The sequence below is a fragment of the Pseudomonas fluorescens genome, from assembly GCF_018614655.1.
Classification (GTDB): domain Bacteria; phylum Pseudomonadota; class Gammaproteobacteria; order Pseudomonadales; family Pseudomonadaceae; genus Aquipseudomonas; species Aquipseudomonas fluorescens_BX.
In genome coordinates this window covers 128659-151246 of record NZ_JAGGOG010000011.1, presented here as the reverse complement: position 1 = coordinate 151246, position 22588 = coordinate 128659, and the positions used below count along the sequence as shown (strand labels likewise).

The 22588-nt window shown below is 58.6% G+C and carries 23 protein-coding genes; 14 read left to right on the top strand and 9 right to left on the bottom strand.

Features of this window, described 5'->3' with window-relative positions; all coding sequences use genetic code 11:
- The first annotated feature begins 25 nt into the window (after positions 1–25).
- From J7E41_RS11070 to J7E41_RS11050, 5 genes are all read left to right on the top strand, one after another.
- Positions 26–871 (top strand): LysR family transcriptional regulator, encoded by an 846-nt coding sequence (locus J7E41_RS11070; RefSeq protein WP_251029447.1) that lies wholly within the window; start codon positions 26–28, stop codon positions 869–871.
- Positions 872–1328: 457 nt separating this feature from the next.
- Positions 1329–1931, top strand: coding sequence for a LysE family translocator (locus J7E41_RS11065; RefSeq protein ID WP_214992712.1), 603 nt, complete (start codon positions 1329–1331; stop codon positions 1929–1931).
- Between the two features lie 21 nt (positions 1932–1952).
- On the top strand, positions 1953–2795 hold the full coding sequence (locus J7E41_RS11060) for a helix-turn-helix domain-containing protein (RefSeq protein WP_214992710.1): 843 nt from the start codon (positions 1953–1955) through the stop codon (positions 2793–2795).
- A 64-nt stretch (positions 2796–2859) separates the two neighbouring features.
- Positions 2860–5148, top strand: coding sequence for a 5-methyltetrahydropteroyltriglutamate--homocysteine S-methyltransferase (gene metE, locus J7E41_RS11055; RefSeq protein ID WP_214992708.1), 2289 nt, complete (start codon positions 2860–2862; stop codon positions 5146–5148).
- Positions 5149–6022: 874 nt separating this feature from the next.
- Positions 6023–6583, top strand: a complete 561-nt coding sequence (locus J7E41_RS11050; protein ID WP_435304118.1) for a DUF924 family protein — start codon at positions 6023–6025, stop codon at positions 6581–6583.
- On the opposite strand, the gene J7E41_RS11045 is transcribed toward J7E41_RS11050, so the two are convergent.
- Positions 6580–8016 (bottom strand): lipase family protein, encoded by a 1437-nt coding sequence (locus J7E41_RS11045; protein WP_214992705.1) that lies wholly within the window; start codon positions 8014–8016, stop codon positions 6580–6582. The two genes, J7E41_RS11050 and J7E41_RS11045, sit on opposite strands and share 4 nt — an antisense overlap.
- Positions 8017–8163: 147 nt before the next feature.
- On the opposite strand from J7E41_RS11045, the gene yfcF reads away from it, so the two are divergent.
- Positions 8164–8796, top strand: a complete 633-nt coding sequence (yfcF, locus tag J7E41_RS11040; protein ID WP_214992702.1) for a glutathione transferase — start codon at positions 8164–8166, stop codon at positions 8794–8796.
- Here the strand turns inward: yfcF and J7E41_RS11035 are convergent.
- A complete protein-coding gene (locus J7E41_RS11035; RefSeq protein WP_214992699.1) occupies positions 8771–9040 on the bottom strand; it encodes a hypothetical protein in 270 nt (89 codons plus the stop codon). The two genes, yfcF and J7E41_RS11035, sit on opposite strands and share 26 nt — an antisense overlap.
- A 146-nt stretch (positions 9041–9186) precedes the next feature.
- On the opposite strand from J7E41_RS11035, the gene J7E41_RS11030 reads away from it, so the two are divergent.
- The 4 genes from J7E41_RS11030 to J7E41_RS11015 all read left to right on the top strand — a co-directional run bounded on the left by J7E41_RS11030 (position 9187) and on the right by J7E41_RS11015 (position 12450).
- Positions 9187–9828: an ATPase gene (locus J7E41_RS11030; RefSeq protein ID WP_214992696.1), complete on the top strand. Its 642-nt coding sequence runs from the start codon at positions 9187–9189 to the stop codon at positions 9826–9828.
- Positions 9829–9859: 31 nt separating this feature from the next.
- On the top strand, positions 9860–10201 hold the full coding sequence (locus J7E41_RS11025; protein ID WP_214992693.1) for a hypothetical protein: 342 nt from the start codon (positions 9860–9862) through the stop codon (positions 10199–10201).
- A 244-nt stretch (positions 10202–10445) separates the two neighbouring features.
- Positions 10446–11225 (top strand): GNAT family N-acetyltransferase, encoded by a 780-nt coding sequence (locus J7E41_RS11020; protein ID WP_251029446.1) that lies wholly within the window; start codon positions 10446–10448, stop codon positions 11223–11225.
- Positions 11226–11379: 154 nt separating this feature from the next.
- On the top strand, positions 11380–12450 hold the full coding sequence (locus tag J7E41_RS11015; RefSeq protein ID WP_214992691.1) for an acyl-CoA dehydrogenase family protein: 1071 nt from the start codon (positions 11380–11382) through the stop codon (positions 12448–12450).
- A 49-nt stretch (positions 12451–12499) separates the two neighbouring features.
- On the opposite strand, the gene J7E41_RS11010 is transcribed toward J7E41_RS11015, so the two are convergent.
- Positions 12500–13249 carry a creatininase family protein gene (locus tag J7E41_RS11010; protein WP_214992689.1) on the bottom strand — a complete coding sequence of 250 codons (750 nt, stop codon included), beginning with the start codon at positions 13247–13249 and terminating at the stop codon, positions 12500–12502.
- A 41-nt stretch (positions 13250–13290) separates the two neighbouring features.
- Positions 13291–13989, bottom strand: coding sequence for a murein L,D-transpeptidase catalytic domain family protein (locus J7E41_RS11005; RefSeq protein ID WP_214992687.1), 699 nt, complete (start codon positions 13987–13989; stop codon positions 13291–13293).
- A 37-nt stretch (positions 13990–14026) separates the two neighbouring features.
- On the opposite strand from J7E41_RS11005, the gene J7E41_RS11000 reads away from it, so the two are divergent.
- A complete protein-coding gene (locus J7E41_RS11000) occupies positions 14027–15598 on the top strand; it encodes a L,D-transpeptidase family protein (protein WP_214992685.1) in 1572 nt (523 codons plus the stop codon).
- Here J7E41_RS11000 and J7E41_RS10995 read toward each other — a convergent pair.
- Positions 15550–16104, bottom strand: a complete 555-nt coding sequence (locus J7E41_RS10995; RefSeq protein WP_214992683.1) for an AAA family ATPase — start codon at positions 16102–16104, stop codon at positions 15550–15552. The genes J7E41_RS11000 and J7E41_RS10995 overlap by 49 nt on opposite strands.
- A gap of 22 nt (positions 16105–16126) precedes the next feature.
- Complete coding sequence (locus J7E41_RS10990) at positions 16127–16525, bottom strand: VOC family protein (RefSeq protein ID WP_214992681.1); 399 nt, start codon at positions 16523–16525, stop codon at positions 16127–16129.
- Between the two features lie 158 nt (positions 16526–16683).
- Here J7E41_RS10990 and J7E41_RS10985 point away from each other — a divergent pair, with 158 nt between their 5' ends.
- Positions 16684–17910, top strand: a complete 1227-nt coding sequence (locus J7E41_RS10985) for a TPM domain-containing protein (RefSeq protein WP_214993149.1) — start codon at positions 16684–16686, stop codon at positions 17908–17910.
- Between the two features lie 65 nt (positions 17911–17975).
- Here J7E41_RS10985 and J7E41_RS10980 read toward each other — a convergent pair whose 3' ends face one another.
- Positions 17976–18653, bottom strand: a complete 678-nt coding sequence (locus J7E41_RS10980) for a class I SAM-dependent methyltransferase (protein ID WP_214992677.1) — start codon at positions 18651–18653, stop codon at positions 17976–17978.
- A gap of 118 nt (positions 18654–18771) precedes the next feature.
- Here J7E41_RS10980 and J7E41_RS10975 point away from each other — a divergent pair, with 118 nt between their 5' ends.
- On the top strand, positions 18772–19317 hold the full coding sequence (locus J7E41_RS10975; protein WP_214992674.1) for a GNAT family N-acetyltransferase: 546 nt from the start codon (positions 18772–18774) through the stop codon (positions 19315–19317).
- Between the two features lie 65 nt (positions 19318–19382).
- On the opposite strand, the gene J7E41_RS10970 is transcribed toward J7E41_RS10975, so the two are convergent.
- A complete protein-coding gene (locus J7E41_RS10970; protein ID WP_214993147.1) occupies positions 19383–19874 on the bottom strand; it encodes a GNAT family N-acetyltransferase in 492 nt (163 codons plus the stop codon).
- Between the two features lie 88 nt (positions 19875–19962).
- The gene (locus tag J7E41_RS10965; protein WP_214992671.1) at positions 19963–21378 is read right to left on the bottom strand and encodes a purine-cytosine permease family protein; all 1416 of its coding nucleotides are present in this window, start codon (positions 21376–21378) and stop codon (positions 19963–19965) included.
- A 250-nt stretch (positions 21379–21628) separates the two neighbouring features.
- On the opposite strand from J7E41_RS10965, the gene J7E41_RS10960 reads away from it, so the two are divergent.
- The gene (locus tag J7E41_RS10960; protein WP_214992668.1) at positions 21629–22540 is read left to right on the top strand and encodes a LysR substrate-binding domain-containing protein; all 912 of its coding nucleotides are present in this window, start codon (positions 21629–21631) and stop codon (positions 22538–22540) included.
- The last annotated feature ends 48 nt before the right edge of the window (positions 22541–22588 follow it).

Sequence of the window (22588 nt, the reverse complement as noted above, 5' to 3'; positions counted from 1 at the left end):
CTCAAATCACACGCCAAAACCCACCATGAAAATGCCCGACATAGACGCCATCCAGGCGTTCGTCCTGGTTGCCGAACTCAAGAGTTTTACCCGAGCCGCCGACGTCATCGGCGGCACTCAGGCGGCAATCAGCCTCAAGATCAAGCGCCTGGAAGAAAGTCTCGGTCGCAAGCTGCTCGAGCGCACACCGCGACAGGTCACCTTGTCGGCCCATGGCCAGGCATTCCTGACCAGTGCCCAGCGCCTGCTGGACAACTATCAGGACGCGCTCAATTGCTTCGGCCAGCAGAAAAGAACCCTGCGAGTCGGCGTCAGCCATCACATCGTCGGGGCTGATCTCACACTGTGGCTACGGCGTTTGGCGAACACGGATCCAGAGGTGATTGTTGCCTTCAGCTTGGGTACATCTCGCGACATGCTGGTGAACTACGAGCAAGGCAAGCTGGATGTGGCGATGATCCTGCGGCATGACAACCGCCGCCAGGACGGCGAAGTGGTGGGTGTCGAGCGATTTGGCTGGATGGCGGCGCAGGACTTTGAGCTTCATTCCGACCGGGCGTTGCCGCTGGCGATCCAGCCTGAACCCTGTGGCATGCGCAGTATGGTGATGGCGGCGTTGCAGACGCAGAACCGTCCCTGGGAAGAGGCTTTTGTGGGCAGCGGGATCCTGGCCATTGGCGCGGCGGTGATGGCTGGCCTCGGTATCGGAGCGATGGTGGGGCGCATGGCGCCGAGTGGTTGTGTCGACGTGGAGCAGCGCTTCGGTCTGCCAGCACTGCCCAATCGTGACGTGGTGCTCTATACCGCCCAACGGGACGCCCAGGCCAAGGCGCTGATCGGCACCTTGAGCGCCGATATCCCGAGCCAGTGAACTAGAGCATCAAGCGTCCCGCCCAGACCAATATCAATGCCAGGCTGCCTATGCCGAGGATGGCGACAAAGAGGGCGGCGAAGTGGATGAGCAGGGCTGTGAACGGTGGTATTCGGCACGGTTCCATGATGGCTTCCTTGAGTGTTCGGGAAGCAAAAGTATGGGCAGCGCGCCGGCGCACAAACAGACGCTGCGGGCTATTTCAGTGATAAGCAAGATGCAAGGCAAGGCTTGAAGCACCACTGTTAGGCTGCTGCTTCCGTAGCAGCTGTCGAGCGCCAGCGAGGCTGCGTAGGATACGACTCGGTGCAGGTACCTGGCTTGGGAGCTATGGTGCGGCCGACGTAGCCTCGCTGGCGCTCGACAACTGCTACGGGCCAGAGAACCACAATCGTACAAGCCCGCCCCAGAGTGCTCTGCGTAGACTCCCTTCATTGGTCTACGACAGAGGTAATTGATGGACATTTTTCTCTACGCGTTCAGTGTGATGTACAGCCCCGGTCCGGTGAACCTTATGGGGTTGAATGCGGGGCTGACGGGTAAGTTTCGGCGCTCCATGGGCTTTTTCGCCGGGGTTGGCTGCGCGATGCTGGTGCTGTTTATCCTCTTCGGCTACACCGGCGAGGCCGTTATTTCTCACGGGGCGCTGCCTTACATTTCTCTGGTGGGGGGCATCTATACGCTGTATCTGGCTTATCAGGTTTTTACCGCCAGGACGGTGGTGCCGCAGGCGGGTGAAACCACGGCACCGCAGAAAACCCTGACCTTCTGGAACGGCCTGCTGATCCAGCTGGCCAACCCCAAGGGCATTATTGCGGTGCTGCCGATCACCAGCGTCATGCTGCCGGCGGCGCATATCACTGGCGGCTCCATTGCTCTGATCTCGGTGGTGCTGGCCATGGGTGCCAGCGGCGCGCCGTGGATTTATTCGCTACTGGGGGCGATGCTGGGACGGCGTATCAGTGGCGAGGTGTATTTCACTTTGTTCAATCGTTTGATGGGGCTGGCGCTGGCGGTGTGTGCCTATTACATGTTCCACGGCTTCTATGTGACGCTTTAACTATTACAGCGGTGTGCCGACATGCGAGACATTCATACTGCAGGCGACTGGGTCAAACACACGCCGACGTCTTCGAAGCTGGAACGCTTCGAGGCGTTTTTCGGTGCCCACGCTTTCGACCCTCACCGGCACGACACCTATGCCGTCGGCCGAGTGGTGGCCGGTGTGCATCGACTCGACTACCGGGGCGAATCGAAGCTGTGCGTGCCCGGCGAGGTCATGATCGTTCACCCCGACGAGTCCCACGGCGGTTGTGCGGGCAGCGACTCCGGGTTTCGCTACCGTGGTGTGTACGTTCCGCCGTCTCTGGTGCAGCAGATTGTGCGGGGCAAGCCGTTGCCGTTCCTCAAGGGCGGTGTTACCCGGGATTCGCGCCTGGGTGCGGCCGCAAATGCGCTATTGGATGCGCGGGAGCTGGATCCGCTGGCGGAGGATGACGCGTTGTATGGTTTCGTCACGACCCTGGCGCAATTGGCTGGCCAATCAACTGCCGGTAAAACTGCGCACTTTGCCGCTGCGAGCAGGGCCCGTGAATATATCGACGACAACCTTGATCGCCCGATCACCCTGGACGATCTGGCTGAATGCGCCGAGCGCGACCGCTGGAGCTTGTCCAATGACTTTCGCTTGTTCTATGGCACCAGCCCACACCGCTATCTCACGTTGCGGCGCCTGGACCGGGTGAAACAACGGGTCCAGGCCGGGCGCTCGCTGTCTGAGGCGGCGGTGGAGGCCGGTTTCTTTGATCAGAGCCATATGTCCCGGCATTTCAAAAAGAACTTCGGCCTTTCGCCTTCGCGTTGGTGCTCCCGGGACGTTGCTTCTCTTCATGAAGAAAACTCGCGTTCATCTAGAATAAAATGAGTTTGTCTCACTATCGATCCCTGCCGACAATAGCTCCCATACCTACACATTGGAGTTTTTTGTCATGGCCGTTGCCCATTCCCTTGGATTTCCGCGCATTGGACGCGATCGTGAACTGAAAAAAGCGCAGGAAGCGTTTTGGAAGGGCGAACTGGACGAAGCCGGCCTGCGTGCCGTGGGCCGTGAACTGCGCAAGACCCATTGGGACTTGCAGAAGAAAGCCGGTATCGAACTGCTGCCCGCCGGCGACTTCGCTTGGTACGACCAGGTGCTGACGCACTCGCTGATGTTCGGTGTGATCCCTGAGCGTTTCCGCCCAGCCGATGGCAACGCTACCTTGCACACCCTGTTCGGCATGGCCCGTGGCGTCAGCGACAGTTGCTGCGGCGGCGCCCACGCCCAGGAAATGACCAAGTGGTTCGACACCAATTATCACTATCTCGTGCCTGAATTCAGCGCCGATCAGCAATTTCAGCTGGGTTGGGATCAACTGTTCGCAGAAGTCAAAGAAGCGCGCGACCTGGGTCACACCGTCAAGCCAGTCGTGATCGGCCCGCTGACGTACCTGTGGCTGGGCAAGGCCAAGGGCAGCGACTTCGACAAGCTCGACCTGTTGGATCGCCTGTTGCCGCTGTATGGTCAGATCTTCCAGCGCCTGGCGGACCTGGGGGTGGAGTGGGTGCAGATCGATGAGCCGATCCTGGTGCTGGACCTGCCACAGGATTGGAAAAACGCTTTTGAGCGTGCCTATAACCTGATTCAGCGCGACCCGCTGAAGAAGCTGGTTGCCACCTACTTCGGCGGCCTGGAAGAGAACCTCGGCCTGGCAGCGAACCTGCCAGTGGATGGCCTGCACATCGACCTGGTGCGTGCGCCGGAGCAATACCCGACCATTCTTGACCGTCTGCCGGCCTACAAGATCCTGTCGTTGGGCGTGGTCAATGGCCGTAACGTCTGGCGTTGCGATCTGGAAAAAGCCCTGCAAACCCTGCAGCACGCCCATGAGCGGCTGGGAGACCGCCTATGGGTTGCGCCTTCCTGCTCGCTGCTCCACAGCCCGGTAGACCTGGGGCGTGAAGACCAGCTGGACGCTGAACTGAAAAGTTGGCTGGCCTTCGCTGTGCAGAAGTGCGAAGAAGTTGCCGTCCTGGCACAGGCGGTCAACCAGCCTGAAGCGCCCAAGGTGCTTGTCACACTGGCTGAAAGCCGTTCTGTACAGGCTGCTCGCGCCGCTTCGCCACGGATTCACAAGCCTGCCGTTCAGGCTCGCGTCGCCGCGATTACCGCCAAGGACAGCCAGCGTGATTCGCTGTTCGCCACGCGTATCGAGAAACAACGCGCGGGCCTGAACCTGCCGCTGTTCCCGACCACCACCATTGGGTCGTTCCCGCAAACCGCGTCGATCCGCCTGGCTCGCCAGTCGTATAAGGCTGGCAAGTTGAGCGAGGCCGAATACGTCGAAGCGATGCACAGCGAGATTCGCCACGCGGTGGAGGTGCAGGAGAACCTTGGCCTGGATGTGCTGGTGCACGGTGAAGCTGAGCGTAATGACATGGTCGAGTACTTCGCCGAACAACTGGACGGCTATGTATTTACCCGTTTTGGCTGGGTGCAGAGCTACGGTTCCCGTTGCGTGAAACCGGCGGTGATTTTTGGTGACCTGAGTCGCCCGAAAGCCATGACCGTAGAGTGGATCCGCTACGCTCAAGGCCTGACCGACAAGGTGATGAAGGGCATGCTCACTGGCCCGGTGACCATGCTGATGTGGTCCTTCGCCCGCGAGGACGTGACCCGCGAAGTGCAAGCCCGCCAACTGGCCCTGGCGATTCGCGACGAAGTGGTGGACCTGGAAGCCGCCGGCATCAAGATCGTGCAGATCGACGAAGCCGCCTTCCGTGAAGGCTTGCCGTTGCGCCAGGCGCAATGGCAGCACTATCTGGACTGGGCCACCGAAGTGTTCCGCCTGTGCGCCTGTGGTGTGCGCGACGAAACCCAGATCCACACCCACATGTGCTACAGCGAGTTCAACGACGTGATCGAGTCCATCGCGGCCATGGACGCCGACGTGATCACCATCGAGACCTCACGCTCGGACATGGAGCTGCTGGACGCGTTCGAAGCCTTTGCTTACCCGAACGACATCGGGCCGGGCGTCTACGACATCCACTCGCCACGGGTGCCGCAGGCGTCGGAAATGGCCAACCTGCTGCGCAAGGCGGCCCAGCGGATTCCGGCCGAGCGCCTGTGGGTCAACCCGGATTGCGGTTTGAAAACCCGCGGCTGGCCGGAGACCGAGGCGGCGTTGATCCATATGGTCACTGCAGCGCGCCAACTGCGTTCAGAATTGGCCTGACACCCACCTGTAGCCGCTGGCGTAGCCTGCGATCGGCTGCGCAGCAGTTGTAAGGGGCTTGAACCTGCCGAAGGTCCTTCGGCCCTTATCGCAGCCTCGTGCCTCGACAGCGGCTACAGGGCCGTGGCGATCACCTGTAGCCGCTGGCGCAGCCTGCGATCGGCTGCGCAGCAATCGCCAGTCTCTTGAAACCGCCGAAGGTCCTTCGGCCCTTATCGCAGCCTCGTGCCTCGACAGCGGCTACAGGGCCGTGGCGATCACCTGTAGCCGCTGGCGCAGCCTGCGATCGGCTGCGCAGCAGTCGTAAGGGGCTTGAACCCGCCGAAGGTCCTTCGGCCCTTATCGCAGCCTCGTGCCTCGAGCGGCTACAGGGCCGTGGCGATCACCTGTAGACGCTGGCGTAGCCTGCGATCGGCTGCGCAGCAGTCGCCAGGTCTTGAAACTGCCGAAGGTCCTTCGACCCTTATCGCAGCCTCGTGCCTCGACAGCGGCTACAGGGCCGTGGCGATCACCTGTAGCCGCTGGCGCAGCCTGCGATCGGCTGCGCAGCAGTCGTAAGGGGCTTGAACCTGCCGAAGGTCCTTCGGCCCTTATCGCAGCCTCGTGCCTCGACAGCGGCTACAGGGCCGTGGCGATCACCTGTAGCCGCTGGCGCAGCCTGCGATCGGCTGCGCAGCAGTCGCCAGGTCTTGAAACTGCCGAAGGTCCTTCGACCCTTATCGCAGCCTCGTGCCTCGGCAGCGGCTACAATCATTCGTTGATTGGCGAGACGAATGGCTTCCGCACAGGCTCCGGCACTGCAGGATTCGATGGATGCTCTAACGCCCATACGGCGTTACAGTAACAATTCGCTCCCGATCCCGAGGTTTCAGTCGTGCCCAATGCCAACGATATCTCCCGCTCAACCCCTCAATCGGTCATCGAGTTCTGGAACCAGGCGGGACCCGCCCGCTGGTTTAAAAAGGACGACGCGTTCGATAACCAATTTCGCGAAACCTTCCACGTTGCCCACTTTCAAGCCGCCAGGCGAGAGCTGGAGCATTGGATGGAGAGTCCGGAAGGGGCGCTGGCCTTGCTTCTGCTACTTGACCAATACCCACGCAATGCTTTTCGTGGCACGGCCCATATGTTCGCCACTGATCCGCTGGCGCGTTTTTATGCACGTCGAATGATCGATGCCGGGATGGACAAGCTGATTAATGCCACGTTGCGGGCGTTTTGTTATTTGCCGTTGGAGCATTCGGAAAATACGCAGGACCAGCAACTGTCGTTGACGTTGAACAAGGCGCTCGACGCTAACACCTACCGGTGGGCTGAAGAGCACGCCCATATCATCGAGCGTTTCGGCAGGTTCCCTCATCGCAATGAGGTTTTGGCGAGGGCGACCACGGATGAGGAGCGTACGTTTCTGGAGGCCGGTGGGTTTTCGGGTTAGGCATCAGACTCCGCCAACGCTTCCCTGGTACCTGCCTGGCGAAAGCGTCGTCCGCTCTTTAGATCGACAGCCCAGCGCAGCGCCTCGGATGCTGATGGCCGTTCACCGTTGACGATCGCCGAGTCGTCTGTGGTCAGTGTGTCGAGGTAGCCGCGTTTACCGCTACGCTCGCTCCAGTAGTGAGTGTGGCTGAGCCACGACTTGGCCAGGAATCCCTTCCACCGGCTCACGCTCACCGGCAAGTCGAGCACGCCTGCGCCCATCACCGGCATGACCGGCCCGCCGACAATGTCGCCAAACAGGCCGAAGGGGGCAGGAAAGTAGAGGTTGGTCCAGCGGGTGACGGCGAAGGCGGCGGCGTGATGCAGGTACAGTGGCGTGAAGGGCTTCTGGCCCAATATCACGGGGGATTGCGCGCTGTAGCCGTAGCCTTTTTCGTCGAGCGTGGGGGGACAGGCCGGCGCCTCGCAGCGTGCGATGCGTTGCTTGAAGTCGCTCACGCTGCGGCCCAGCAACAGGCTGGCATGGGCCATCGGGCTGCCGATGGTGACAAGGTCGGTGATGCGCCAGGGGTTGCCGAGGGCACGCTGCTCCAGGAAGGCCTCGCTCTGTTGCTCACGAAATTTCAGGGTGTTCTGCAAGCGCCCATCGAGGTTTCTCCCGGCCTTTGGCAGCGTGTCTTGAACCACCGGTTGCAGCTTTTCATGGTTGGCATAGCGCTCGACGAGCGCCAGGTTCGCTGGAGTCACGTTACGCAACTGGTCGTAATGCTCGTACCACAGGTAGCCGACGATGTCGTAGGCAATGACACTGCCCAGGCTGTGGCCCACGACGATGATGCGGTCGTAGCCTTGCTGGTGCAATCCGCGTAACAGTTCAACGCCATCGGCACGGATCTGTTCGCGGATCACCACGTTCTGCGGGTTGGAGCTCAGGTAGCGGGCGGCATCGCCGAGGTAGGACAGGGCGGAAAACTTCAGCGCGATACCGACTCCGGCGAGCAGCAGCGGGATCAGTGCGAATGGGTTGGTATCGTGGGTAAACCGGCCGTAAATCGTCGCGAGTGTGCCGCTGGTCACCAGCAGCACGAAGGCCAACAACGTCCAACGGGTGGCACGCCAGATCGGTACGATTGCCTGGGGAATATCCCGACGCGGACGCTTGAACAGGTCCCACAGCCAACTGAGCAGATGACCCACCTTGGTCCCCTGCATCTTGTGCGCCCAGTAGTACTCATAGAAGTCGGTGGTATTGCGGCCCCGGGATTTCAACACCCGCAGGTCAAAGTTGCGTGACAATCGGTCGGGCTTGCTCCAGTAGGAGGGCGTTCCCTCCGGCGTATCCGCCGGTACCATCGCCTCCACAAAGCCGCGCAGGGTATCCATTGGGCGCTGCTCGCCGATGCCGTGGATGACGACAACTGCTTGTTTCATGATTTGTTCGTTCCTTGAATAAATCGGGTTGCCATAGTATGGCCATTACTCGACGCATTCCAGTCAGGAATGCCCCCATAAAAATCCTGCATTTTATTTGTGCTGGCGGATCTCTTAGGCTGGGTTTTCACCTCTGGAGATCGCGCCGTGAATAACCGCCCGTTACGTCTGTACGTAGATGCTCAGTTCACCAGCCCTTATGCGATGTCGGTCTTTGTGGCCCTGCGCGAGAAGGGCCTTGAGTTTGAAGTGCTTACGCTGGACCTGGATGCCAGCGAAAACAACGCACAAGGCTTTGCCAATCTGTCCCTGACCCAACGGGTGCCCACGCTGGTAGACGGCGATTTTGCGTTGTCGGAATCCTCGGCGATTACCGAGTACCTTGAGGAAGTGTGCCCGCAGACACCGCTGTACCCGGCAGAGCCACATCAGCGGGCGAGGGCGCGGCAAGTGCAGGCCTGGTTGCGCAGCGATTTGCTGTCGATTCGCCAGGAACGTTCCACGCTGGTGGTGTTTTACGGCGTTAAGTCAGCGCCTTTGTCACCGGCGGCCCAGGTGGCGGCAGGCAAGTTGATCAGTGCTGCGCAAGCCTTGCTGGCGGACAACCGTGAGTACCTGTTTGGCCAGTGGTCGATTGTTGATGTCGACCTGGCCTTGATGCTCAATCGGCTGATCCTCAACGGTGACAGTGTGCCCGCCGAGTTGGTGGCCTACGCCCAGCGCCAATGGCAGCGGCCGTCGGTGCAGGAATGGGTCAATCAGCAGCGGCCGGCGCTGTAGTCAACCAGGCCTGCACAACTCGACGATCGAGGTCTTCCCAATCCGCCATGCCGAGTACACGGGTTGTGTTCAGTCCGCGCAAGTAGCCCCGCAGTTGCTGGGCGCTGGCGTAGGTCAGGTCGGAATCTGCGGTCGGGTCTTGCAGGACGCTTTCATACTCGACCAGGTAGTCGGCAACCCGCTCGCGAAACTCCGGTAAGACGGCTTCGCGAATTCGGTCGAAGGTTTTCTGGTGGGGCTTCATGGCAGGATCCTTATACGTTTTTGTTGGGCCGTTAGTTCGACACTATTGGTTCAGATAATAGTCACCATCAAGAAAGGCAAGTTCTGTTTTTTCGGGAAACGCGGAAAAATGCGTTCACTGAAGAGGCTACTCAAGGAACTTGCGCGATGAGGACGTTCACCCAACGGGTTTTGATGGCCCTGATGCTGGGCAGTGTGCTCGCGGCACCGGTCTATGCCGACGAGGCTCAAAGCTGCCATCTGCTGCCCATCGCTGGCAGTACGACCTCCCTGCAACACGTGCAATCGGTGGGTGTGCTCTACAGCGAAAACACCCTCGATAACCTGCATTACCTTGAACGCTATCACGCCATGGCCGAGAATGGCGCCCAGAACGCGCTGGATGGGCGGATCCGCCAGGCATTCGTCAACAGTTCCGACCCGGAACTGGCGATCGACTGGTTGGTGAACTCACTGCAGCGTACGTTTGTGTCGGTGACTGTCTACGACAACCTCGATGCCCTGGTGCAGGCCCGCCCCGATGTGGTGGTGATGCTGGACACCCATAACCAACTGTTGACCTCGCGTAATAGCCAGGTCCAGGCACGTTTTGTCGCCAGGTTTTATGACGTGAATTTGCAATATATCGCCAAGGCGGAAGGTTCGGTAGAGCAACAGATACCTTCAGTCTGGGTACACAACAAGGCCGCCCCCGAGATCGCTGCGCAAATAGAGCGTCAGCGTGACGTGCAATTGATCGCGTTGAAGCAGTTCGATGCCTCGCTCAGATCGCTGGTAGCGGCGGGCTGAAGTGCACCTTTTTTTATTTTCAGGAAACCTTATGCGTTCTCTATTTGTGCCAGCGATGGCCGTTGCTTCCCTGTTGCTGGCCGGCTGTACGTCAGCTCCGAATGCCCCGACATTGATCCTGCAGACCAGTAAAGCCCCCGATGTTTATGCTCAGTGCGTGGTACCCAAGCTAGAGCAAAATGCCCTGACGCCGACGGTGACGCAGTCGTCGCGCCACATCAGGGTTGTGGTGAGCAGCAAGATTGCTGCTGACGATGTGCTGGAGGCCTACAAGGTTTCCACCGGCGGTAAGGTGTTTTTGTATGAGCGCAAGCCGCTGGCGTCGACCTTTACGCCGTCGAAATTTGAGTTGGCGGCAAGGGAATGCCTGTAGGTGGATAAAACGAGCAGGAGCACCCGCTCAATTACAATTCATGATTAGTAAAAAAGCTCGCCGTGTATCAATACGGGGGGCTTTTTTATTTTCTACCTGGTACTTTTTTGAATCTCAAGTAGTGAGGGCATCAAAAAATCGGAGAGTGTTTGAGATTTTCCTTACGGCGCTTATTTGAAATGGCATGTAATATTTTATCTTCTTTCTGGCGTGGTTATATTGAAATTACAAAAAAGGAAGATGCATGCGATTGCCGACGATGTCCAATGATGTTCATTCAAGCGCAAGCCAAATTTCTGCGAAACTAACTATTAGCCTTGCCAGTACGAAGGAAGAAGTACGTGAAGTACAGCGCCTTCGTTATAAGGTTTTTACCGAAACATTCCGTTTGTCTAAACTGGAAAATCCGGACGGCGTAAATATTGATGAGTTTGATGATTATTGCGATCATTTGATTGTTCGTGATACAAAAACATCACGTGTGGTCGGTACATATCGCGTGATGAGCCCGACAGCAGCACAGCGTATGGGACGCTATTATTCCGAGCAAGAGTTTGATCTGAGTCGTTTGGATAATTTGCGTATGCATATTATCGAAGCGGGCCATGCTTGCGTCCATCCGGATTATCGTAGTGGCAGCGTCATTATGCTGTTGTGGGCTGGTTTGGCTATGTATATGCGACGCGAGCGTTGTGATTATCTGATGGGGTGCGCGAGCGTGAGTTTGTCTGATGGCGGCCACAATGCCGTGGCGTTGTATCACGCATTTACATCAGAAAATTTTGCTCCAGCCGAATATCGCGTGACGCCCCATAAGCCATTTCCCATTCACGAGCGTGAGGCCGGGCATACTCCACACATGCCGCCGCTGTTAAAAGGCTATTTGCGCAGCGGTGCTTGGGTGTGTGGCAAACCGGCTTGGGATCCTGATTTTCATTCAGCGGACTTTTTCTTGTTGTTGCCGTTGTCGAAGTTGGACAGTCGTTATGCGCGTCATTATTTTAAAGCGGATAAGTTGACGTGAATTTCTATGTTGCGTCATCGCTAACGTAAGTAGTCAATACAAGTTGATATGGATTTCGTTCGTCGGACCCTTTCCTTTCCTGAACTATAAAGAATTTATCTGATATGTTTTTAAAAGAAGAGAGAGAGATACTGCCTTTGAGCTGATGCCGGAAATGGCATCCTTTCTTGAAACTACCTCGCTGCTTGATCTTGAGCGTGGAGAGGCTAAACGATTAGCCGATATGTTTCGAAGGGTCGGCCAGCCTGGCCTCACGATTGCGAAGGAACTCGGTGGTGGGGGCGTCGGCGCGGCAAGTATGGCGCGATTACACACTTGGGTCGGTGCACATTGTCCTTCGCTGGCAATAATGATGACCATGCATCACCACACAGTAGCGGGCATGATGGCGAGCAGGAGTTTCTTTCCTGATATTCAGGGTTTGTTAAGAATAGTGGCCCGCGATAAGTTATTGGTTGCATCCGGATTTTCCGAAGGTCGTGCGCATGCGCATATCCTGGAGTCGAAAATGACTGTTGAAAAAACGCTCGACGGCTATCTCGTGAATGGAAGCAAGAAACCTTGCACGATGACGTATAACTTTGATGCAATCACTTTTGGAGTCAACTACATTGATCCTAAAGGTCAAACCCATATTGGCATAGGTGTGGGTTTCGCTGGTGATTCAAGTATCGAGCGGAAAAAATTTTGGTCTGTACCGCATTTGCAGGCGGCAGACAGCCACGAAGTCACGTTCAATAATTTGATGGTTCCCGAGTCCATGATGTGTTTTAGCACCGCCGTGGATGATCAACTAGATGATGCTCAACACGGGATGGGTGACAATTGGCTTGCTATCTGGTTTCAACTGCTAGCTTCAGCTTCTTACCTGGGAATGGCATCCGCTTTGGCATCCCGTGCATTGTCATATAATAAAGGCTCACAGGATGATCGAGCCATGCTGCTCATTGACCTGCAAGGGGCCACGATGGCTCTGCGTGGCCTAGCTGGCTCGATTGACGAAAATCGATTTTTGCGCAGTGACTTGGCTCGCGCACAGGCAACCAGATTTTCCATACAGGAAGCCGTGAACCGCATTAGTACTCGCGCTTTCGAAATCCTGGGAGGCATGGCATTCATGTCCTCTGAAGAAGTCGCTTATCTGCTTGTTGTCACTCGTTTGTTGGCATTCCACCCAACATCCAAACTTGCCAGTACACCTTTCTTGTGTGAACAACTAAGTTAGGATGTGAGGTGGTCGAGTAGCCGGAGAAATTATGACCTTTACCAAGGTCTCAGTCCGGCTTCGGCTCTCGGCTGAAGGCATCGACTGCCTGCACCAGGCCTATGGCCGCCAGTGCCACCAACTCACCGCCTTTTTCCGGTGTCGCCAGGGCCGGGTCCGAGCCCATGCGACCGTCCGGGAAGCGGGCGCGGAAGTCCTTGGCTTCACGGATCGGGCCGGTGTTGGCGATTTGCGGCGAGTAGTGCGCCGACTTGATCGCGTCCGGATAGGCCCATTGCGTGACGGCGATCTCAGACGGCGTGGCATGGCTGCCATGGCCGATCGGGAATTGCCGATGCGCCAGTTCGCCAACACCTTCCAGGTCCCACCAGTTAAACAACTTCAGTGCGAACCCGGCTGGGCGGCGAGCAAAGCTGGCTTCGGCGTAGAGCTCCGAGAAGGCGGCTTCAATCGAGGCGATGTTGCCGCCGTGGCCATTGAGAAACAGGATTTTCTCGAAGCCATGGCCGGCCAGCGAGCGCACCCAATCACCAATCGCGGCAATAAAGGTCGATGGGCGCAGGGAAATTGTTCCAGGAAAGCCGAGATGGTGCTGGGCCATGCCGATGTTGAAGGTCGGGCCGATCAGGATGTCGGCGTTTTTCTGCGCCTCATGGGCGATGATTTCCGGGCACATCCAATCGGTGCCCAGCAGGCCGGTGGGGCCGTGCTGCTCGTTGGAGCCGATGGGAATCACTACGGTGCGGCTGCGTTGCAGGAACTGCTCGATCTCGATCCACGTTGACTGGTGTAAAAGCATGTGAGGTTCTCTCTTGTCAGGCTCGGCTGACCGATACTACCTCAACCGGCCTTGGCCATCTGCTGTGGCTTGCAGTTGAGGTACGCCGAGGACTTGAGCCAGCGCTGGTCGGGGTACCAGGAGAACATGAACTGGCCATCCTTGAGTTTGTCCACCACCTGGCGCGCCACCTGCGGCCGTACGGCGGGGCAACCCTGGCTGCGGCCGATCCGGCCTTCGCGCTTGCTCCATAACGGGCTGACGTAGTCGGCAGCGTGAATCACAATCGCCCGGTCCCGGGCACGGTCATTGAAGCCCGGCTCCAGGCCGTCCATGCGCAGCGAATAGCCATGAGCGCCTTCATAACTTTCCTGGGTGCGGAATAACCCCAGGCTGGATTGATAGCTGCCCTCACGGTTGGAGAATTGGGTGGCGAAGTTCTCTCCGGATTTTTGCCCATGGGCCACCAGGTCCCGCAGGACCAACTTTTGCTTGCGCAGGTCGAAGATCCACAGGCGACGAGCGGTCGAGGGCATTGAATAGTCGATCACGGCCAGGCGTTCGGAACGTTCAATACCATTGCCGACGGCGCACTGCATGGCGCTCAGGGCTCTTTTCAGAACATCGGGATTGAGTTCTGGAGCCGTACGGGCCAGGCTGCTATATAAGGTAGGAAGGTTGTTGTTGCCGGCGAGCGCGGGATTACACAGCGCGAGCAGGGTGGCGGCGATCAGGCCGAGTCGGCAGCAAAAAGTCAGCATGTATAGAGAATCTCCCCGGTGGATTGGAGTAAAGCCATTGTTCAAAAAACACGCATGTTACTTGAGCATTTGCTTGCTCGTTGCACCACTGGTCGTGACGGCCGAAGACTCGATCGTCGAGCTGCCATCCCCAGTACAGCTGGCTCTTGCACAATTGTCGAGTGTTTGCCCCGGGTTGGCTGGGAAGGTAGATGCCCCGGGCGAGCGGCGATTGCAGCTTTTTTACCAGCAGCAGGGCAACGTTGGGCTCTGGTCTGACAGTGCGCGCCGCTCGGCTTTGCATGCCCAATTACAGCTATTGGCCGACGACGGCCTGGACCCCGCTCACTATCCGCTGCCGGTGGATGCGGCCACCGGCAACGTGCTCTGCACGGACATCGGCACCAGTCAACAGTACCTGCAAGCCTTGCAGGACCTGCATTACGGTCGCTTGCAACAAGCCAGTTTCGAACCCCTCTGGCACTCTCAGCCGCCGACGCGAGACCCGGAGGCCGAGGTACTGGCGATGGCGGGCATAGGGCTTCAAGACATGGTCAAGGCGTTCGACCAGGCCCGCCCGAGTGCCGAGTTGTATCGTAGCCTGCGCAAGGCTTATGCCGCGCAACGTCAGCAACCGTTGCCCCATTGGGGCGCTATCGCCGAAGGTCCCTTGTTGCGTCCGGGCATGAATGATGCCCGCGTTGCCGAGTTGGCAAAGCGATTGTTCAGTGGGGGCTATCTGAGCAGTATCCCCGCTGGCCTCGCGGGGACATACACGGGGACCTTGGTCAGCGCCGTCAAACAATTCCAACAGAGCCATTCGCTGCAGGCCGATGGCGTCATCGGGCCGGGTACGGTCACCGAGCTGAACGTCAGCCCGGCGGTACGCCGCGAACAACTGCGTATCAACCTCGAGCGCTTCCGTTGGCTGGCCCAGGACCTGGAGCCCGAAGGCGTACTGGTCAATGTGGCGGCTGCCCAACTGAGTTTTTACCAGGGTGGCGTGCCGGTGTGGCAGACCCGCCTGCAAGTGGGGCGCGCCGAACGCCAGACGCCGTTATTGAAGTCTCGGATCACGCGGCTGACCTTGAACCCCACCTGGACCATCCCACCGACCATCCTGCGCGAGGACAAACTGCCGGCCATCCGCTTGAACCCTGAATACCTGCGCCAACAGAACCTGCAAGTGCTGGACAGCGCAGGTAACCCTCTGTCCCCTGATAAGGTCGACTGGTCCCGCCCCGGTAATATCCTGTTGCGCCAGGGTGCTGGCCCGCGAAACCCGTTGGGCAGGATCGTGCTGCGCTTTCCCAATCCGTACTCGGTCTACCTGCACGACACCCCGAGCCAGCCGCTGTTCTCCAAGGGGCCGCGGGCGTTCAGTTCAGGGTGTGTGAGGGTAGAGGAACCGCTGCACTTGCGGGACCTGTTGGTCAGCCCGGCTGAACGCACCCGTACCGACGAGTTGATCGCCACCGGCTTGACCCACGAGTTCCGGCTCGCCGCACCGGTACCGGTGGTGCTGGGGTACTGGACAGTACAGGTGGATAGCCAGGGGGCACTGCTGTATGCGCCGGATATCTACGGACGCGATCCGGCGTTGTTCAAGGCGATGGGGAGCGTGCTTTGAGGCGCATCGGCTAAACATTTCCGGGTAATCATCGTCACGGCTTCAATTGCAGACACTTGCGCCGTATCGATGATAAACGGAGTGCCCATCCACGGCTCATACTCGTGATTCATTACCGACTGCCAACTGGGTGGTGTCAGGCCCGGAATGTCGCTCTTGCGGGTTTCTACCCGTCGCCGATGTTCCTGTTGATCGGAGCAAGTCACCTCGATATTGACCAAGGGAACGCCTGCGCGCTTGGCCGTTTCGCTCCAGTCGTTACGGCTTTCGCAGACCGGGTTGACGCAGTCAGCGATCACCTTATGGCCTAACCGTAGATTGCTCAATGCCAGCGCATTAGCGGCCCTATAGCCGCTGCTTCCTACATCCCGAATCAGAACCCCGGCATCGAGGATTGCTTGCTCGATACTGTCGATGCGCAGGTAAACGGCGCCTGTCTGGAGCGCCAGCGCTTGGGCGATGGTGGTCTTTCCAGTACCGGGAAGGCCGCTGAAAACAATGAGCATCGTCGATCCTTGGGTCAGTGAGTCAGGCAGGCTCTGGGTTGTGGCAGCACACACAAAGTTTGTTGCCATCGGGGTCGCGAAAATAGGCACCGTAATAGTCGGCATGGTATTCAGGCCTTGGCCCCGGCGGACCTTCACAAACGCCACCATTGGCCAATGCAGCGGTATGCGCCTTCCTGACGGTCTCTCGGTTCGGTGCCAACAGCGCAATCATCTGCCCATTGCCGGCGTGTGCCGGGTTGCCGTCAAACGGTTTACCGATCACGAAGATTGGCCGAGGTGACGTCTCGCTGACCCAGCCCGCCCAAGGCTTGGTCCTGCTGCAAAACTTCAGCGTGAGCCCCAGCGTCTCCATGATCCTTGAATAGAAAACCATGGCGCGCTCGAAGTCATCGACGCCCAAGCAAACGTGAGAAATCATGAGGATTACCTGCAAGGCTCGGAATACGCAGGAGTCTGGCTTGAAATGACGCGTAGCGGAAGGGTGACGTAACAGCTGCTGTATCAGTATGCTTTCGCAAGAATAATAGAGCGGCGCAGGGCGGCGTTTTCAGGATGAATCGTTCGGGTAAACAAGACATGGGGATATATCTGCGGCAATGCGCGTGGCATCTGCTGGTGCTTTTCCTCGCCGGTTGGGCGTTGATTGCCCAAGCCGATAGCGTGCCGTCAGGCTTGGACAAGGTTGCATTGGACCAACGGGTGATCGACCTCACAAACACCCTCGACTCGACTACCAAGGCCCAGTTGATCGCCCAATTGGCGGCCCTCGAACAGCGCAAGGGTTCGCAGATCGCTGTGTTGCTGGTGCCCGGGACCGACGGGGCCAGTATCGAAGAGTTCGCCACTCATTGGTTCCGCACCTGGAAGCTGGGGCGCAAGGGCATCGACGACGGCATTCTGTTACTGGTGGTCAAGGACGACAGGAAGGTACGCATCGAGGTCGGCTATGGCCTGGAGGGCGCGGTCACCGACCTGCTGTCGAACCGTATCATCGAGGAGCATATCAATCCGGCGTTTCGTCAGGATGACTACGCGGGTGGCGTGCAACGGGCGGTGAATGACCTGGTCCTGCTGGTGGACGGTGAAACCCTTCCCCAAGATGCCCCATGGTCCTGGACCCCGGAGGCCTACACGTTGTTCCTGGCCCTGATCCTTGGCGCTGTCGGCGGCGTGCTGGTCAGCGCTCGCAAGCTGCATTGGCGGGGAGCGCTGGTCACCCTCGCGCTCGTGACGACGACGTTGACGCTGGTGGCTGTGATCGGCGGCAGGGAGTGGGCGATTTACCCGCTGGCGGTGCCGTTCCTCATGCTGATGAGCGGTGCGCTGTTCGGTGCCTTGTGGCTGGCAAGAACGGTGTTTTACATGGCGCTGTGCCTGCTGTCGTACTCCACAGGTTTGTTGTTGACCGATCATTACGTGAGGGAGTTGTCCTTTATCTATTGGCTGGTGCTGCCGCTGGCAGGACTGGTGGTACTGGGTCTGTATCTGCTCCTGTTTGTCTTGATGAAAACTGCCTGGAACCAGAGTCGCGTGGCGTTTTTTATCCAGTTGGCGGTTGTCGCCGCGGTATACGTGGTGGCGGGTCTTGTGCTCGACGAAGGGTTTAACGGCTGGCTGCTGGCCTTCCCGCTGAGTTCCTGTGCGGCACTGGTCATTTTCGGGAATGTCGCAGGCGGTTCAGATTCAGGGGGCAATGACAGTGGCAGTTCGAGTTCGAGTTCGAGTTCAAGCTCAAGCTCCGGCGGCGGGTTTTCCGGAGGTGGTGGTTCCAGTGGTGGTGGCGGGGCTTCAGGGAGTTGGTGAGACGGGCTTGCCCAATGCCAGGCAGCGACGCTACCTGGCGGGCTTTTGAGAGCGTTGAACGTTGATTAAGCCGGCTTGTAAGCGACCCATCCTTTGAAACTGAACCCCGCATAAAACAGTTCGATACCTTCGAATCCTGCGGCCCTCAACAGCTCTTCATCTGCTTCTGGAGCCAGCACCGGCAGTTGGGCACTGATCGCCGCAATCGCACGCTGCGCGTCTGAAGCGGGGACGCCTGAGTCCACCGCATAGGCCGCATAGCGTTTCAGCCAGCGGGCTTTCTCGTCAGGCGATTGGGGAAAACTGTGATGGGCGACAACCAGCGGCGCACCGGGCAACAGGCGGTGCCAGATTTCCTTGAGCGTACGCAGCCGCTCCTCGGCCGGGATGAAGTGCAAGGTCAGCAGACAGGTAGCGCCATCAAACGGGCCGTCAGGTGCGGTGTCGATGTAGCCTTCATGCAGTTCAACCCGTGCGGCCAGCGGGCCCAAAGTGGCCTGGGCCAGCTTGAGCATCTCGGCGGACGGATCAACGCCGACGAAGCGCCACCCGGGCTCGCTGTCGGCAAACCGCTTCAACTCCAGGCCACCACCCGCGCCAAGCACCAGCACATCGCCCGCTGGCGGTACGCTTTCGCGAAGCAGCAGTGTTGTCATCCGTTGCAGGGAATCAAAGCCTGGGACCAATCTCACGGGGCCTTCGGCGTAACGAGCGACAGCGTCGGGGTCTGAAAACCAAGTCATGGTGGGGCTGCTCGTGATGGAAACGGTTAACCCTACTTCGGCGTAGCGATACTGGCAATCGGCGTACGGCACACTGTGATAAAACGGTGCACTCCTTAACCTTGAAACGGGTCCCTGAATGATCCCTACTCATGCTCCCGACATCCTGATTCGTGATGCAGTACCTGAGGATGCGTTGTGCCTTGGCGTGCTGGGCATGCAGGTATTTCTCGATACCTACGCCACCGAAGGCATTCGCGAATCAATCGCCGCCGAGGCGCTGCAAGTCTTTCGCCCCGAGGCGTTCTCCAGGCTGATCGCCCAGCCGGGTACATCCATTATCGTCGCCGAATCGAATGACCATCTCGTGGGCTTCGCGCAGGTTGCCCGGGCAACCCCTCACGAACTGATTTCGACGCCCGAGGTGGCCGAGCTGCAGCGGCTCTACATACAGGAACGGTTTACTGGCCTGGGCATCGGCTACAGGTTGCTGCAAGCAGCCGAAAGGCAAGCCTGCGCGGGTGGCGCCTCGCTGCTTTGGGCGACGGTGTGGGTGGGCAATGAGCGGGCATTGGCTTTTTACCCTCGGCGGGGATACGAGCTTTTGGGGTCGCCTTCCTATACCTTCCAGAATGAAACCCATGAGAACCGGCTCTTCGCCAAGCGGCTGGACACTCATGGCTAAAAGCGCTCAGAGCGTTTTGCTCATGAACACGCGGGCCTTGGGGCCCTTCACAAGCGCTGTGCGCCTTAGATATCCATGACCATTTCATGCCAGGCCATCCCGCCATGGTCGGAAGCAGACGGCTGAATGTAGCGATAGCCTATCCGTCGGTAGAGTTCGACGTGTTGGTCCTTGCACATCAGGTGAATAGTCTGCTTGCCCATGCCCTTCATGCGCTGGACAAAAGCGGCCATCAGTTGTTTTGAGTAGCCCTTGCCTTGGTGAGCCGGGTCAATCACCACCGACATGATCACCACGTTAGGCGCATCGGCCGAATGGCCCACCAGTTCCTTGAACGATTCATCGGACATGATCACTTCATGGGCACAGCCGCTGTTGATGAAACCGACCACCTCGCCACCGACTTCAAGAATCAGAAACCCTTGTGGGTACAGGGCGATGCGTGTGGCGATCTTTTCCAGGGTGGCAGCTTCGTCACCTTCATAGGCGCCGATTTCGATGTGGTAGCAGCGGGTGGCGTCTGCGGGGACGGCGTTGCGAAAGTGCAGGGTGGGCATTGAGAAGACCGGCATCAAAGGATCGAGGACACGATCCTAGCGGGTTTTGAGCGATTGAAAAGGGTGTAAGCCACCCCCCTTGCCACATTCAAATGCTACCCACCAACTTTCCTCCCTCCATCCGGCGTTTATACGCACTGTCCCGACTCGCCAACCAGAAATACAGCGGTGACGTCACCACCAGCCCCACCAGCCACGACAGATCTGCGCCGTTGATGTGTGCCGAAATCGGCCCTACGTACAGCGGCGTGTTCATGAACGGAATCTGCACCGCAATCCCTATCGCATACGCCAACAGCGCCTGCGGGTTGTAGCGCCCATAGATTCCGCCATCGACCCGGAAGATCGAGCCAATATCGTATTTGCCCTTATGGATGGCATAGAAGTCGATCAGGTTGATCGCCGTCCATGGCACCAGCACCACCAACAACACCAGCACCATGTCCACGAAGTGCCCGATAAAGTCCTTCGAGGCAAACACCGCCGCTATCGAGCAGGCCGCCAACACGATGACCGAGATCACCGCACGCGCTTTGGCCGTTGGGATCCAGCGATAGGCAAAGGTCTGCACCAGAGTGATCAACGACAGCACCGCGCCATAAAGGTTAAGGGCGTTGTGGCTGATCACGCTGAGCAAAAACAGCAACAACATCAGCGGCCCGATGGAGCCGGTCGCCAGTTTGACCGCGTCCATGGTGTCCATGCCGACCGGGGTGGCCAATACCGCCACGGCGCCGAAGATGAACGACAGGCTGGAGCCGAGGACGGTGCCCAGGTAAGTGGTCCAGAAGGTCGACGCGACGGGCACGTCAGCCGGCAGGTAGCGGGAATAGTCCGAAACGTAGGGCGCAAAGGCGATCTGCCACAGCGCAGCCAGGGATACGGTGGCCAGCCAGCCTGAGAGGTTGAAGCTGCCACGGGTGAGGAAGTCGCTGGTCTGCACGTGGGTGAAGATGTAGCCGAAGCCCAGCACGATGCCGGCGCCCAGCACCCAGGTACCGATGCGGTTGAGTACATGGATAAAGCGGTAGCCGATGATGCCGATAATCCCCGAGCCGATGGCGCCGATGACGATACCCACCGGCACCGGGACGCTGTCGACGATGCCGTGCAGGGATTTGCCCGCCAGGACAATGTTGGAGGCGAAGAAGCCGATGTACATCACGCCGGCGATCACTACCACCAGCAGGGCGCCGAGGGAGCCGAACTGGGCGCGGCTCTGGATCATTTGCGGGATGCCCATCTGCGGCCCCTGGGCTGAGTGCAGCGCCATCAGCACGCCGCCCACCAGATGACCGACGAGGATCGCGACGATGCCCCAGATCAGGTTCAGGTGAAACAGTTGTACGCCCAGGGCACCGGTGACGATGGGTAGCGGCGCGATGTTGCCGCCGAACCAGAGGGTGAACAGGTCTCTTACCTTTCCGTGGCGATCTTCCGGGGGCACATAGCTGATCGTGTGTTTTTCGATAAGCGGTGCGGAGGATGTTGCAGTGGTGACCATGACGAACTCCAAGGCAAGGTGAGTACGTGGACGTACTTCGCTGTGCGCAGCAAACGCGGCGCTTTTGTTGTTGGAGTGATCATGTGCAATGGTTACAGGCAGGTAAATTAGTAAGTTTGTTGCTTCAGACCTTAAAAAAAATATCTCGCGGTGTTTTCTGCTCCGGTATGTTGCATGGCAATAAAACCACCAAAAAAGCCGCTTTTCCTGCACTTGTTTGGGGCGAAATTCCACGTTTTCAGAGGTGCCCATGGCTGCCTACAATCTGCGCCAACTCAAATATTTTGTAACCACCGCCGAGTGCGGCAGCGTCGCCGAGGCCTCGCGCAAGCTCTACATCGCACAACCGTCGGTGTCGACGGCCATCAAGCACCTGGAAGAGAGCTTTGGCGTGCAACTGTTTATCCGTCATCACGCTCAGGGTGTGTCGCTGACGCCCAGTGGTGCGCGTTTCTATCGCAAGACGCTGGAGCTGTTGCGGGTGGCTCATGAGTTCGAGCAGAACGCCTTGGCGGACAATGACGTGGTGGCGGGGCAGATCGATATCGGCTGTTTCGAAACAGTCGCGCCGCTGTATTTGCCGCGCTTGATTGCAGGGTTCAAAGAGCGCTGGCCGGGGGTGGAAATCCGCATGCGTGATGGCGAGCAGCAGGAACTGGTCCAGGCGCTGACGGCGGGCAGTATCGATGTGGCGATGTTGTTTGAGCATGACTTGGGCAGCACCATCGAGACGGTACCGCTGATGCCGCCGCAGCAACCGTATGCCTTGCTGCCGGCGGATCATCGATTTGCCCGGCAAGCCAAGGTGTCATTGGCGGACCTGGTGCTGGAGCCGATGATTTTGTTGGACGTGTTGCCTAGCCGGACCTACTTCGTGAGTATTTTCGAAGAGCGCGGGCTGACGCCGCACATCGTGTTCAGCTCGCCATCCATCGAGATGGTGCGGGGCATGGTGGGGCGCGGGTTTGGTTTTTCGATTCTGGTGACCAAGCCGTTTTCGGAATACACCTATGACGGGCAGAAGGTCGTGTGCGTGCCGCTGGCGGAGACGGTGACCGGGTCGGGGTTGTCGGCGGTGTGGTTGCGGCGGGCACCGTTGACCAAGCCGGTGCAGTTGTTTGTGGACTATTGCCGGGAGGAGTTGGCGCGGTTATTAGCGTAGCCGCAGTTCGAGGGTGGGAGCCGGGCTTGTGTGGGAGCGGGCCTGCTC